This is a genomic window from Polaromonas sp. (assembly GCF_029945925.1).
Classification (GTDB): Bacteria; Pseudomonadota; Gammaproteobacteria; order Burkholderiales; family Burkholderiaceae_C; genus Polaromonas.
In genome coordinates, this window is record NZ_JAQSDN010000033.1 from 143,326 (window position 1) to 156,357 (window position 13,032).

16 protein-coding genes are annotated in these 13,032 nt (G+C 64.0%); 6 read left to right on the forward strand and 10 right to left on the reverse strand.

The window, feature by feature from the left end:
• The first annotated feature begins 118 nt into the window (after positions 1–118).
• A complete protein-coding gene (alr, locus tag PSV40_RS08200) occupies positions 119–1,213 on the forward strand; it encodes an alanine racemase (protein WP_300536593.1) in 1,095 nt (364 codons plus the stop codon).
• A 201-nt stretch (positions 1,214–1,414) separates the two neighbouring features.
• On the opposite strand, the gene PSV40_RS08205 is transcribed toward alr, so the two are convergent.
• The 3 genes from PSV40_RS08205 to PSV40_RS08215 all read right to left on the reverse strand — a co-directional run bounded on the left by PSV40_RS08205 (position 1,415) and on the right by PSV40_RS08215 (position 2,845).
• A complete protein-coding gene (locus PSV40_RS08205) occupies positions 1,415–1,684 on the reverse strand; it encodes a type II toxin-antitoxin system RelE/ParE family toxin (RefSeq protein ID WP_300536402.1) in 270 nt (89 codons plus the stop codon).
• Entirely contained in the window at positions 1,668–1,880 is a 213-nt protein-coding gene (locus tag PSV40_RS08210) for a DUF6290 family protein (RefSeq protein ID WP_300536405.1), read from the reverse strand. The genes PSV40_RS08205 and PSV40_RS08210 overlap by 17 nt, the downstream gene beginning before the upstream one ends.
• Positions 1,881–1,942: 62 nt before the next feature.
• Positions 1,943–2,845, reverse strand: a complete 903-nt coding sequence (locus PSV40_RS08215) for a DMT family transporter (protein WP_300536407.1) — start codon at positions 2,843–2,845, stop codon at positions 1,943–1,945.
• A 244-nt stretch (positions 2,846–3,089) separates the two neighbouring features.
• On the opposite strand from PSV40_RS08215, the gene PSV40_RS08220 reads away from it, so the two are divergent.
• The 5 genes from PSV40_RS08220 to PSV40_RS08240 all read left to right on the forward strand — a co-directional run bounded on the left by PSV40_RS08220 (position 3,090) and on the right by PSV40_RS08240 (position 6,942).
• On the forward strand, positions 3,090–3,785 hold the full coding sequence (locus PSV40_RS08220) for a GntR family transcriptional regulator (protein WP_300536409.1): 696 nt from the start codon (positions 3,090–3,092) through the stop codon (positions 3,783–3,785).
• Positions 3,786–3,827: 42 nt separating this feature from the next.
• Complete coding sequence (locus PSV40_RS08225; protein ID WP_300536411.1) at positions 3,828–4,376, forward strand: VOC family protein; 549 nt, start codon at positions 3,828–3,830, stop codon at positions 4,374–4,376.
• Between the two features lie 50 nt (positions 4,377–4,426).
• A complete protein-coding gene (locus tag PSV40_RS08230; protein WP_300536412.1) occupies positions 4,427–5,290 on the forward strand; it encodes a fumarylacetoacetate hydrolase family protein in 864 nt (287 codons plus the stop codon).
• Between the two features lie 91 nt (positions 5,291–5,381).
• The gene (locus tag PSV40_RS08235) at positions 5,382–6,347 is read left to right on the forward strand and encodes a tripartite tricarboxylate transporter substrate binding protein (protein ID WP_300536414.1); all 966 of its coding nucleotides are present in this window, start codon (positions 5,382–5,384) and stop codon (positions 6,345–6,347) included.
• A gap of 16 nt (positions 6,348–6,363) precedes the next feature.
• The gene (locus tag PSV40_RS08240; RefSeq protein WP_300536416.1) at positions 6,364–6,942 is read left to right on the forward strand and encodes an amino acid synthesis family protein; all 579 of its coding nucleotides are present in this window, start codon (positions 6,364–6,366) and stop codon (positions 6,940–6,942) included.
• Positions 6,943–6,999: 57 nt separating this feature from the next.
• Here the strand turns inward: PSV40_RS08240 and PSV40_RS08245 are convergent, their stop codons facing one another.
• The 7 genes from PSV40_RS08245 to hpaD form a co-directional block, all read right to left on the reverse strand.
• On the reverse strand, positions 7,000–8,016 hold the full coding sequence (locus PSV40_RS08245; RefSeq protein WP_300536418.1) for a zinc-dependent alcohol dehydrogenase family protein: 1,017 nt from the start codon (positions 8,014–8,016) through the stop codon (positions 7,000–7,002).
• Positions 8,013–9,026, reverse strand: coding sequence for a 2-dehydropantoate 2-reductase (locus PSV40_RS08250; RefSeq protein ID WP_300536420.1), 1,014 nt, complete (start codon positions 9,024–9,026; stop codon positions 8,013–8,015). Before PSV40_RS08250 ends, PSV40_RS08245 begins: the two co-directional genes overlap by 4 nt.
• Before the next feature lie 38 nt (positions 9,027–9,064).
• Positions 9,065–9,835, reverse strand: a complete 771-nt coding sequence (locus tag PSV40_RS08255) for a class II aldolase/adducin family protein (protein WP_300536422.1) — start codon at positions 9,833–9,835, stop codon at positions 9,065–9,067.
• 12 nt (positions 9,836–9,847) lie between these two features.
• On the reverse strand, positions 9,848–10,681 hold the full coding sequence (locus PSV40_RS08260) for an aldolase/citrate lyase family protein (protein WP_300536424.1): 834 nt from the start codon (positions 10,679–10,681) through the stop codon (positions 9,848–9,850).
• A gap of 10 nt (positions 10,682–10,691) precedes the next feature.
• Entirely contained in the window at positions 10,692–11,492 is an 801-nt protein-coding gene (gene hpaH, locus PSV40_RS08265; RefSeq protein WP_300536425.1) for a 2-oxo-hept-4-ene-1,7-dioate hydratase, read from the reverse strand.
• Positions 11,493–11,579: 87 nt separating this feature from the next.
• On the reverse strand, positions 11,580–11,984 hold the full coding sequence (locus PSV40_RS08270) for a 5-carboxymethyl-2-hydroxymuconate Delta-isomerase (RefSeq protein ID WP_300536427.1): 405 nt from the start codon (positions 11,982–11,984) through the stop codon (positions 11,580–11,582).
• A 14-nt stretch (positions 11,985–11,998) separates the two neighbouring features.
• Positions 11,999–12,922, reverse strand: coding sequence for a 3,4-dihydroxyphenylacetate 2,3-dioxygenase (hpaD, locus tag PSV40_RS08275; RefSeq protein ID WP_300536429.1), 924 nt, complete (start codon positions 12,920–12,922; stop codon positions 11,999–12,001).
• Positions 12,923–13,032: the final 110 nt, after the last annotated feature.

The window sequence follows — 13,032 nt, forward strand, 5'->3', positions numbered from 1 at the left end:
GTTTATAGCACGCGGCAGGATGGCAGAATCGACAAATAGGTCTTGACAAGCCTGCGTTAACCCCAGTCCCGTCCTGTTTTCCCACTGCCACCACCCCTACCACGAGCCCTTGCCTGACATGCCCCGCCCCATTCTTGCCACTGTTCATGCCGCCGCCCTCAGCCACAACCTGGCGCGCGCGCGCGCTGCTGCGCCGGACGCCCGAGTCTGGGCCGTCGTCAAGGCCAATGCCTACGGCCACGGCATCGAGCGCGTGTTTGATGCACTGCGCAGCGCCGACGGCTTTGCCCTGCTGGACCTGGCCGAGGCCCAGCGCCTGCGTGCGCTCGACTGGCGCGGCCCCATCCTGCTGCTGGAGGGCTGTTTTGACGCGCGCGACCTCGAGCTCTGTTCACGTCTGGGCCTGTGGCACGCCATTCATTGCGACGAGCAGATCGACATGCTCGCGGCCCACAAGACCCAGGTGCCGCACCGTGTCTTTCTCAAGATGAACTCGGGCATGAACCGCCTGGGCTTCACGCCCGAGCGTTACCGCGCGGCCTGGACGCGGCTCAACGCCTTGCCGCAGGTGGAAGAAATTTCGCTGATGACCCATTTCAGCGATGCCGACGGCGCGCGCGGGATAACCCACCAGCTGCAGGTCTTCGAAGCGGTCACGCATGACCTGCCCGGCGAGCGCACGCTCAGCAACAGCGCGGCCACCCTGCGCCATGGCCTGGCCATCGGCGAGAAGTCCGACTGGGTGCGGCCCGGCATCGCGGTGTATGGCAGTTCACCCGATTTTCCCGAGCACAGCGCCGCCGACTGGGGCTTGCAGCCGACCCTGACGCTGGCGTCGAAAATCATTGGGGTGCAACACCTGGTGGCGGGCGACACGGTGGGTTACGGTTCCAGCTTCACCGCCGACGGCCCGCTGCGCATTGGCGTCGTGGCCTGCGGTTATGCCGACGGCTACCCGCGGCATTGCACGACCGGTACACCGGTGCTGGTGCAGGGCGTGCGCACACGCATGGTGGGCCGCGTCAGCATGGACATGATCACGGTGGACCTGACGCCGGTGCCCGATGCGGGCATGGGGTCGGACGTGACCTTGTGGGGGCGCGCGTCCAGCGGCGCCGTGTTGCCGATCGACGAGATCGCAGCGGCCGCGGGCACGGTCGGTTATGAGTTGATGTGCGCCGTGGCACCGCGCGTGCCGGTGGTGGTGGAGTGAAACAGAAGGTGGGTTTCAGGCGCGGCGGCTGTTTCTGTGGAGACGTCCATAAATCATGACAGGCCCAGCCCGAACGGCGTGGGGTCATGAATGACGAGAACCTCAATAAGTCGCCCAATCATTTGGCGGTTCTTGTCGCTGAGCCCAAGGTCCAGGAGTCTGGCGAATTCCGCCGTCATGTGCGGACCGGGCCTTTCAGGGCTATCGGTAAACCTCGCGCCGATTACCCACGCGCAGGACACGAACCACGATACGCCGATCCTGCAGGTCGCAGATGATGCGCCAATCGCCCACGCGGTATTTCCAGTAGTTGCCCAGCTTGCTGCCTGCCAGTGCCTCGCCCAGTTCGCGAGGGTTGTCCAGGCGGGCCAGGCGCTCGCGCAGGAATTCAAGAATGCGCGCTTGAACCTGCTTGTCGAGTTTCTTCAGGTCCTTAACGGCATCAGGGTCGAATTCAACGGCCCAGACCAAGCTGGCGCTCCACGTCTTCAAGCGGGATGGTTTTGCGGTTCTTGCGCGCGCGGGCTTCGGCCAGGTAGTAGTCTTCCAGGTCGTCGATGAACTCAAGGATGGCCTCACGTGCCAGCGTGGTTTTGGTCCGTCCGGTTTCCTGGGCCAGGGCATTCAGGCGCTGTTCGATAGGTTCAGGCAATCTGATGGCAAGCATGGCAATCTCCGATATACATGTATAGCAATTATAGCCGTGAACCTTGTGAGGGCTGAGCCGGCTTAACGCTTGCGCAAGCCCAGCACCATCACCGCCCCCACGACAAGCAGGGCGCCGGCCACCTGCACCGGCGCAATCGCCTGACCCAGAATCAGCCAGGCCAGCACCAGCGCGAACACCGGCTCGACGTTCATGATGGCCGAGTTGCCGACCACGCCCAGCTTGGGCAGCACGGTGAACATGATGGTGAAAGCGGTGCCATACAGAAAAGTCAGCGCCGCCAGGCCCCACCAGCCGATGGCCGCCTGGGGCAGCTGAAAGCCGCCCTGCACTGCCACGCCCGCCAGGGCAAACAGGCCGACGATGCTCATGGTGGTCAGGGTGCGCACACGGCCATCGACATCGCCGGCCTCGTGCTGAGTCAGCACCAGCGCCACGCCGAAGGTGGCCGCTGCCGCCAGCGCAAAGGCCACCCCGGTGCCGATGCGGCCCCACTGCCCGGCGGCGCCCAGGCCCGAAGCGGCGCCCAGCACGTCGAGCGCCAGCGCCAGCCCGATCAGGATCACCGGCATGGCCAGCAGCAGGGCGCGCTCGGGCGAGCGGCGGTACAGCACCCAGTCCCACAGCGCCGTCCAGATCGGGTAGGTGTTGAAGGCCAGCAGGGCCAGCGCCACCGGCAGCCGTGCTACGGCCGAATACAGGCACAGGCTCTGCACCGCGATCAGCAGGCCGATGACCGGCAGGATGCGTTTGTTGCGTGCGGTGAAGCGCAGGGGCACACGCTGGATGGCCAGCAGGGCAGCCACTGCCAGCGCGGTGCCCACGCTGCGAAAAGTAACCGCGGTCGCCACGTCCACGCCGTTGTTGAAGGCCAGACGCGCTGCGACATGGTTGGCGCCCATCATCAGTGCGATGAGGAGCAGTGTGGCGAAAGCAGTTCCGCTCAGGGCGCGCTTTGAAGTCATGCTGATTCGGGGTGTTAGGCCAGGGCAGGCCGGACGACGTGTTGAGTGACTGCCACTCTGGGGCAATCTTCATGAAAGGTGCGTCATTTTGACGCCAAAACGCAAGTGTGCGCCAACCTTGAGGAAGACAGGCGTACTGGCAGATTGTCGTCTATGGGATGCCTGCACCCGGGATAGGGGTTTGCCATATGTTGCACAAAAAGTTATTTTATGCATAAAATTTGCCAACACCCAAATACTGCCCATGGAAGCCTCCCCTTCGATTCCCGCCATACCTTTGTCCGAGCAGGCGTTTGCGAGCCTTCGCCGCGATGTGCTGTTCGGCGAGTTCGAGCCGGGCGCGAAGCTCAAGATCGACGAGCTTCAAACCAGCTATGGTTTTTCCAGCAGCCCGCTTCGCGAGGCCTTGAACCGCCTGAGTCAGGAGGGTCTGGTCAAGGCCGACGAGCGGCGCGGCTTTCGCGTGGCGGCCATTTCCCGGGCTGACCTGGCCGATATCACCCACATGCGGCTGTTACTCGATGTGCAGGCGTTGCGCGCGTCGGTGCAGCAGGGCGATGCCGCCTGGGAAGCCGGCATTGTGGCGGCCTCCCACCTGCTCGAAAAAATCGAGTCGCAACTTGGCGACGGCCCGGCGCTGCTGGGTGACGAATGGAGTCGGCTGCACCGCGATTTCCATTTGTCCCTGCTGGCGGCTTGTCCGTCGCAGCGCCAGCTGGCGATGTGTGCCAGTCTGTTTGACCAGGCCGAGCGCTACCGCCGTTTCTCGGCGCGCCATCGCGTCATCGTCCGCAACAAGAACAAGGAACACCGCAGGCTGATGAATGCGGTGCTCAAACGCGACGTCGACACCGCCTGCATGTTGTTGGCCGACCACATTCATGGCACGCAAAGGAATGTCGAGGCCGCGCTCAAGCGGCTCGAAGCCGCGGCCGCGTGAACTGGCCCGTGCAGATAAATACCCCCTCCAAGGAGACACTTCATGCTTTCAGTGACCCGTCCCACGCCCTCGCATTTCGGGATCTTCGTGACCGACACCGAGCGCATGGTGGACTTCTACACCCAGGTGTTCGGACTGACGGTGACTGATCGCGGCCGGGGCCGCACATTCAAGAGTGAGCTGGTGTTCATGAGCGCCAGCCCTGACCAGCACCACCAGCTGGTGCTTGCCTCCGGCCGGCCGGAGGAGGCCAGCTTCAGTACCGTGATGCAGATTTCGTTCGCCGTGCCCAGCATCCAGCATATCCGCGACATCCAGGTCCTCGCGCTGGCGCGTGGCGCCACCAACCTGCGCGGCCTCAACCACGGCAATGCGTTGTCGATATATTTTTCAGATCCGGAAGGCAACACGGTGGAGGTCTACATCGACACACCCTATTACGTGGCCCAGCCGCATGGCGACGCGCTCGATCTGAGCAAGAGCGACGAAGAGCTGATGCGTGAGACGGAAGCCATCTGCCGCGCCGATCCGACATTCATGCCGCTGGAGGAATGGCGGGCGAAGTTTCAGCGGGCTGCCCCTTCGGCGTGAGCCCAGGTTCTTACCTTTTCCTGCTTTTTATTTACCGTTCTGGAAATTTCATGAAATTACTGTCATATCTGCACGAAGGCCACGAATCCTATGGCGCCGCTGTAGGCGACTCCGTGGTCAACCTGAGTCGTGCCAGGCCGCGGGAACCCGCTTTGGCGGACTACATCGCCTCGGGCGCGTATTTGCAGGCGGCCGAGCATGTCAAAGGCCAGCCGGTCGATGGCAAGCTGGCGGACATTCACTACCTGCCGGTGATTCCCCGTCCGGAAAAAATTGTCTGCGCCGTGCGCAACTACATGGACCATCACCAGGAAGTGGTGGCGGCAGGCATGCATCGCGAGTTGTCGGAGAAGCCACCCATCTTCCTGCGCGTATGGCGCTCGCAAACGGCACACAACCAGCCCATTGTCAACCCGTCGGTGTCCGATTCGATGGACTGGGAAGGCGAGCTTGCCGTCATCATCGGCAAGCCGGGCCGCAACATCCCGCTGGACAAGGCTTATGACCACGTGGCTGGCTACTCCTGCTACAACGATGCCAGCGTGCGTGAATGGCAGTTCCATGCCAAGCAGATCGCTTCCGGCAAGAACTTCGAGGCCACCGGTGGCTTCGGTCCATGGATGGTGACGGCTGACGAGATTGCACCGGGCCGCCAGCTGAAGCTGGAGACGCGCCTCAACGGGGTGGTCGAGCAGTCCAGCCACACAGGCAACATGATTTTCGACATTCCCACGCTGATCAACTATGCCTCCACCATCTTCACGCTGGTGCCGGGTGATGTGATTGCGACCGGCACGCCGGCGGGTGTGGGCTGGAGCCGCAAGCCGCCGAAGGTGATGCGCGATGGTGACGTGGTGGAAGTGGAGATCGAAGGCATAGGGACGCTGCGCAACCCGGTCGTTGCTGGCGACTGAACCAGACAGTACTGGCGTGCCCTGTGCCCCGCTCTCAAGAAGTAGTTAAGCAACGTCAAGATTGCTCATCAATTTACAAAAGGAGACAAAAATGGATCGACGACTTTTTCTTGCAGCGGGAGCTGCCGCAGCGAGCGCTGGATTTCCTGGCTGGGCGCAGAGCTATCCAGACCGACCCATCAAGATCCTCCAGGGCTTTGCGCCCGGGGGCAATGCCGACGCCATTGCGCGATTGGTGGGTGGCGAAATGGGCAGGGCCCTGGGCCAGCCCATCGTGGTTGAGTCGCTGGCCGGTGCAGGCGGCACCATCGCCGCCGCTGCTGTGGCGCGTGCCAAACCCGATGGCTACACCCTGTCGCTGGCCACCGGTGGCCATGTGGTGGCCGGCGCCCTTTACAACGCGCTGCCTTACCAGACCGTCGGCAGCTTCGAGATGGTGTCTACCATCACTTATTTTCCCTTTCTCATCGTCACCAGCGCCGACTCGAAGTTCAAAAGCTTTCGCGACGTGATGGCGGCTGCGGGCGGCGCGCCCGGCACCGTGGCCTACGGCACGGCTGGCATCGGATCGACGCACCATCTGGCTGGTGAATTGCTGGCCAAGATGGCCAGCGTCCAGATGATGCATGTGCCCTACCGTGGCGACTCGGCGTCATTAACGGCGCTGCTGGCCGGCGACGTACCCTTCATCATCGCGCCCCCCACGGCCGTGCTGAGCAACATCAAGGCCGGCAAGTTGCGGGCATTGGCTACAACCGGTCCGCAACGCTGGCCGGGTCTGCCCGATGTGCCCACGGTCAGCGAGCAGGGCGTTGCCGGTTACGACGTCCGCTCCTGGGCCGGGCTGCTGGCGCCTGCGGGCACACCGCGAGCCATCATTGACCGCCTCAATGCGGAGGTGTTGAAGGCGTTGCAGATCCCGGCGGTCAAGGCCCGTCTTGAAGACATTGGTGGCGAAGCGCGGGGCAGCACGCCGGAAGAAATGAAGGCCATGGTGGCGGCAGAACTGACCCGCTGGATCCAGGTCGTCGCCGAAGCCAAGATTCCCAAACAGTAAGCAGGAAAATTCTGTCATGTCGTTGATCGAAATCCGAAAACGCAGCCTCACCTGCGAGACCATCTATCACGAGGGAGGGCCGCCGGTGGCTACCCCGCTGCGCCTGGCTGCGGCCTGCGCTGTGATCCGCAATCCCTATGCCGGCCGTTACGAGTCCGACTTGATGCCCTTCATGGCGGAATTGCGTTCACTGGGCACGCTGCTGGCCAAGGAACTGGTCGACCTGCTGGGCAAGGAAAATGTCGAGGTCTACAGCAAAGCTGCGATTGTCGGTGTCGATGGTGAACTGGAGCACGCCGCCGTGTGGCACGAGGCGGGCGGGTGGGCCATGCGTGCTGTGCTGGACGAGCCCAAAGCCATCGTGCCTTCGGCCAAGGCCGTGGCCGCCACCGGTTACCGCCTGATGGTGCCGCTGCACTACATCCATGCCTGCTATGTACGCAGTCACTACAACTCGATGGAAATCGGCATCCAGGACGCGCCGCGACCCAAGGAAATTCTGTTCGCGCTGGTTATGGGGACAGGCGGTCGCGTGCACTCGCGTTTGGGCGGCCTGACCAAGGAAGCCGTGTCGGTCGGCGACGGCCAACGCTGACAAGACAGCTCAGGACCGGACCTGGGTGGCGTGCCGCGCTGACCTGTTCATTCGTTCTCATGCCGCAGTTGTGCCGCGCGGCAGCAGTACCAGCTTGCCCAGCGTCAGGCCGGCATCGAGCAGTTCGTGCGCGCGCTGCGCCTCGGCCAGCGGCAGCAGGGTCGGCGGTGGCGGCCGCAGGTTGCCGGCCGCCATCAGCGAAATAGCGCGTTCCATCAGGGAACGCCGCGTCGCCGGGAGTTGGTCCAGGCTGTGGATGGAGTAACAGCGCACGCCCAGGCTCTTGCCCATGAGCCGGCGCAACGCTCCCAGGAGATTTTCTTCCGGCAAGCCGGCCAATGCGTTGTAGGACAGCAGTGTGCCCAACGGAGCCAGCAAATCAAGATTCGCCGTAAATGCCGGCCCTCCCACGTGGTCAAGCACCAGGTCCACGCCGCGGCCACTCGTCAGCGCCATCACCTCCGCATGCACGTTGTGCGTGCCGCGGTGGATCACATGCTGCGCGCCGGCGGCGCGGGCAAAGTCGAACTTGTCGTCGCTGCTTACGGTGCCGATCGCCAGCAGGCCAGCGGCTTGGGCCAGTTGCAGAACGGCTGTGCCAACGCCGCCGGCGGCGCCATGAATCAGCAGGCTTGCGGGCCGGCGTATGCCGGACTCGTAAAGCAAGGCGCCGGCCAACTGGTAGTTGCCCAGAGTCACGGCATCGGTTGCCGATACCGCATCGGGCAGCCGATACACCGCTTCGGCCGGCACGCAGATCGCTTCCGCGTAGCAGCCACCGCGCTGCGGCAGTTCGCGCGCACTGACCAGCACCTGCTGGCCTTCATGCAAACCGCTGACGCCGGTGCCTAGCGCGTCGATCACTCCGGCCATTTCATTGCCGGGCACGGCGGGAAGAGGCGGCATCCACTGATAGACGCCCTTGCGGATCAGGGCGTCGGGCTTGCCCACGCCGATGGCCAGGGCTCGCACGCGAACTTCATGGGGCGCTGGCTGCGGCAGCGGCCGTTCGGCCAGTTCAAGGACCTCGGGGCCGCCAGTGCGGGTGAGTTGTATGACCTGGATGTGGCTCATGGGGAAGGAGCGGGGTATCCGTAAAGGCCGTGCACTCGGGCGTGCAGCCGGGCCAGGCCGAGCAGCGCGTCGGTGAAGGGGGTAGGCACCTGCGTCAGTTCGCCCAGCTCCTTCACCACGGTGACCAGGGCGTCGAGCTCGACCGCCTTGCCGGCTTCCACGTCCTGCAGCATGGAGGTCTTGAAGGCGCCCAGCTTGAGCGTCACCGCATGCCGGTCTTCCGGCTGCTGGTCAATCGGGAGGCCGATGCGTGCGCCTATCTCCTTGGCTTCGAGCATGATTTTTGAGATGAAATCGCGCACCAGCGGGTCGCCCAGGATCAGGTCGGTGGTGGCACCGGTGAAGGCGCTGATCGGGTTGACCGTCATGTTGCCCCAGAGCTTGTACCAGGCATCTTTCTGGATCTGCGGCGACACGCTGGCCGCAAAACCGGCGCGCACCAGCAGCTCCGCCAGCGCCTGCACACGTGGGCTCTGCGCGCCCGAAGGCTCGCCGATGATGAGGCCGTTGCCGAAATGGTGACGAATCACGCCGGGCGCATCGACCGAGCAGCTCGCATGCACAACGCAGCCGATGATGTTCGCCGCCGGAATGGCCGCGGCGATTTCGCCGGTGGCATCCACCGCCTTCAATGTCGTACCAGCGTAGGGGCCGCCAAAACCCTGGAAGAACCACCAGGGCACGCCGTTCATCGCAGTCAGGACGAGGGTGTCGGGGCCGATCAGCGGTGCGATCTGGCGCGCCACGTCGAGCAGCGCCGGCGCCTTCACCGCGATGACCACCAGGTCCTGCACGCCCAGCGCTACCGGGTCGGCGCTGGCCTGCACGGCCGCGGAACGCGTCTCCGTGCCGCTCACCACACGCAGGCCGTGGCTGTTCAGCGCTTCCAGCGTGGCACCGCGCGCCACCACGCTGATGCTGCAACCTGCCGCCGCGAGTCCGGCGCCTATCCAGCCACCGATGGCACCGGCGCCGTAAATACACGCTTTGTTGATGGGTTTATGAGTCATTTTGGCTTCAAGCCCTTTGTTGACGGGCGCAAGGCGCTCTAGTTTTGATAGCTGTTGTCGATTCGGTCAACCTGCCGCACGAGTGCGTCAAAGACATCCTGGCCGGCGCCGTAGGCCGGCTGGAACTGCAGCGCGTCGCGTGTGGATTTTTGCGCCACGGCTTCTGTCACCGCAATTGCCGGGCCCATGCTGAAGGTGGCCAGCTGGATTTCGCAGGCGCGCTGCAGCGTCCACAAAATGGCAAAGGCCTGCGGCAGGGTGTGGCCCCAGGTCAGCAGGCCGTGGTTGCGCAAGATCACTGCCTGCCGCGTGCCGATGTTGTTGACCAGGCGCGGGCCTTCCTCGGCGTGGATGGTGATGCCTTCGAAGTCGTGGTAGGCCACCTTGTCATGCAACTGGGCCGTGTAGAAGTTGGTCTGCTGCAGGCCGCCCTGCAGGCAGGCGACCGCCACGCCGGCGGTGGTGTGGGTGTGCATCACGCAGTGGGCATCGGGCAGCCCGTCGTGAATCGCCGCATGCACGGTGAAGCCGGCCGGGTTGACCCGGTGTGTCGAGCCGTCCAGCACCTTGCCCTGCAGGTCGATCTTCACCAGGTTGGAAGCGGTGACTTCGCTGTAATGCAGGCCGAAGGGGTTGATCAGAAATTGCTTCTGGTCGCCGGTGACGCTGCCCGGCAGCCGCACCGTGATGTGGTTGTAGATCATCTCGGTCCAGCCGAGCATGGCAAACACGCGGTAACAGGCGGCCAGCTCGACGCGGGTTTTCCATTCGTCGGGATGTATTCCGGGTTTTTGAAGGATGGCGTTCATGGCGGTCTCCACTCAGTAGGTTTTGCTGACGGGCGCGGGCGCGACCGCTGTCTTGAAAGCGGCGGCCAGGGCGCTGGTGGCCCGGACCAGCAGGTGGGTGTCCAGCCCCACGGCCACAAAGGTGGCGCCCAGGGCCAGGTACTTGCGCGCCGTGGCTTCGTCGGGCGTCAGGATGCCGGCGGCCTTGCCGGCCCGCGTGATGCGCGTGATGGCGTCGGCAATCGCTGCCTGCACTTCGGGGTGGGCCGGGTTACCCACATGGCCCATGGACGCCGACAGGTCGGCCGGGCCGATGAAGACACCATCCACACCGTCCACGGCGGCGATGGCGTCCAGGTTGTCGAGCGACAGCTGTGTTTCTGCCTGCACCAGCAGGCAGACCTGTGCATTGGCTTCATGCGCGTACTGCGGATAGCGGCCCCAGCGCGAGGCGCGGGCGCCGCCCATGCCGCGTATGCCGCCTATGTCCTTGCCCTGCGCGTCGTATTGCGGATAACGCGAGGCGCGCACCAGCGCGGCGGCCTGTTCGGGCGTATCCACCATGGGCACCAGCAAGGTCTGCACGCCAATGTCGAGGTACTGCTTGATCAGCGCTTCGCCGACATGGCCGTGGCCCATGGGCACCCGCGCGATCGGGTGTGAGCCCGGGTAGCCGGCCATCACCTGCAGCTGCGCCAGGATGCTGTTGATGTCGTTGGGGGCATGTTCACCGTCGATCAGCAGCCAGTCAAAACCGGCGCCGGCGCAGATCTCGGTGCTGTAGGGGCTGGCCAGGCCCAGCCAGAGGCCGATCTGCGCCTGTTTGTCGCGCAGGGCCTGCTTGAAGGTGTTGACGGGTGTTTGCATGGGGTATTTTTTAGGAAAAGAGAAATTCAAAACGGCCCAACGGCCCGTAGTCTGCGTCGAAGCGGTCACCGGCTTTCGCGGCGACCGGCCGGGTGAAGGAACCTGCCAGCACCACTTCGCCAGCGTGCAGGCATTCGCCCCAGGGGGCGAGTTTCATGGCCAGCCAGGCGACGCCGATCGCCGGGTGGCCCTGCACGCCGGCGGCCAGGCCGGTTTCCTCGACCACGCCATTCTGGCGCAGGATGGCGCCGACCCAGGGCAGGTCGATGCCCTGCGGCGACACCTTGCGCCCGCCGAGTACGATGCCCGCGTTGGCGGCGTTGTCGCTGATGGTGTCCTGCACCTTGCGCATGGCTTTGCTGTGGCGGTCGAACTGCTCGATGCGTGCGTCGATGATCTCGATCGCGGGCTGCACGTAGTCGGTCGCGTCCAGCACGTCGTCCACGGTGATGTGGCTGCCTTCCAGTTTTTTCTTCAGCACAAAGGCCAGTTCCACTTCCACGCGCGGCGCGATGAAGCGGGCTGCCGGGATGTCGCCAGGCTCAAAAAACATGTCGTCCAGCAGCGTGCCGTAGTCGGGCGAGTCGATCTGGCTGGAGATCTGCATCGCGCGCGAGGTCAGGCCGATCTTGTGGCCCCTGGCCACGCGCCCTTCGGCGATTTTCATTTGCACCCAGGCGCGTGAAATGGCGTAGCCGTCCTCCACGGTCATGCCGGGGTAACGTTTTGAAAAATGCTCCACCTGCACGCGGGTCTTCTCGCTGTGGTCCAGTTCGGCGGCCAGCTGGGTGATGAGTGCTTGGTCAAACATAAAGGATGTCATTGCGGCCTTGAGCCGCAATCCAGGTATTGGTGGCGGTGGATTGCGGCTCAAGGCCGCAATGACAGCAAGGGGAAGTCATTTGTTGAAAAGGGGGTGAATGTTGCTGTGTTTGCCGTCGTAGACCTGTCCCGGGCTTTCTTCCACCTGCAACGTGATGCCGACCAGTCGCTCCTTCATCAAAGGATCAAAATGGGCCGCAGTGCCCGCCAACAAGGCGTCACCAGCTCTCTTTTTGGTAGCGTCCGAGCGGCCTGCGGCCATACGCAGGTTCAGGTAGACAAAGCCATAGTCGCGTTTTCCGTCCGCGACTGCGTAGTGCGCGGCCGGGTAGGCCAGCACCCGCGTGCCGCCGGTGGGGAAGACCTGTTGGCCCTCCTCGTCTTTCACAGCCAGCATGGTGTCGGCCAGCGCGCGGCACAGCGCCGTCATGTCGGTGGCGGTCTCGAGGTTGGGGGTGTAGAGGATGACGAGGTGGGGCATGTTGTCCTGTCTTGTCAGAGGCGGCTCGCGGCCTGGTAGCCCTGCGCGGACGAGGCCTGCGCAGCGGGAATGGCGGCGCCGGTTTGCGGCGTGACCGGGAACACCGCGTTGATCTGCCCCGTGCCCGATGCGCCGAAGTAGGGCGTCACCACCTCCGCCTGGCCATCGTAGTCCGACCAGCCCAAGGCGCCCAGCAGCATGGCGGTGTCATGCATGAAACCTTCACCGTGGCCCTTGGCCGCGTATTCGGGCAACATGGCGCAGAAGTCCTTCCAGTCGCCGCGCTGCCACATGCGCACCACCTCATGGTCCAGCGTTTCGAGGAAGGGGCTCCAGATTTTGAAAGCGTATTCGGGTGCCAGGCCGTTCTGCGCAAAGCGGTGCGACAGCGAGCCACTCGCAAAAAAAGCCACGGTGCCCTCGTACTCGTCTTCAATCGCACGGCGCATGGCCCAGCCCAGGCGCGCGCTGTCGTTCAGGTAATGCGCCTGGCACAGCGCAGAGACCGACACCACCTGGTAGTGCTGGTCGGCGTTCATGTAACGCATGGGCACCAGCGTGCCGTACTCCGGGTTCAGCGTGGTCGCGTCGTGCGCCAGCGTTTCCACGTCGTGCGCATTGCAGACTTTGGCCAGCAGCTGGCCCAGCGCCGGGTTGCCCGGAAACTCGAAACCCATGTTGCTGATGAAGTGCGGCAGCTCGTTGCTGGTGTACAGGCCCTTGAAGTGCGGCGCGCAGTTGATGTGGTAATTCGCGTTGACCAGCCAGTGCGTGTCGAACACCACGATGGTGTCCACGCCCAGGGCGCGGCAGCGCCGGTCAATCTCCAGGTGGCCGTTGATCGCGTCTTGCCGCGTGCCCTTGCGCGGGCCGTCCAGCTCGCTGAGGTACATCGAAGGCACGTGCGTGATTTTGGCGGCGAGGGCTAGTGTTCCCATAGGACTGCCTCTTGTCTTGTCATTGCGGGCTTGACCCGCAATCCATGTTGGTGGACCAAGGCGTCGCTTCTTGCGGACATGGATCCCGGATCAAGTCCGGGATGACAAGG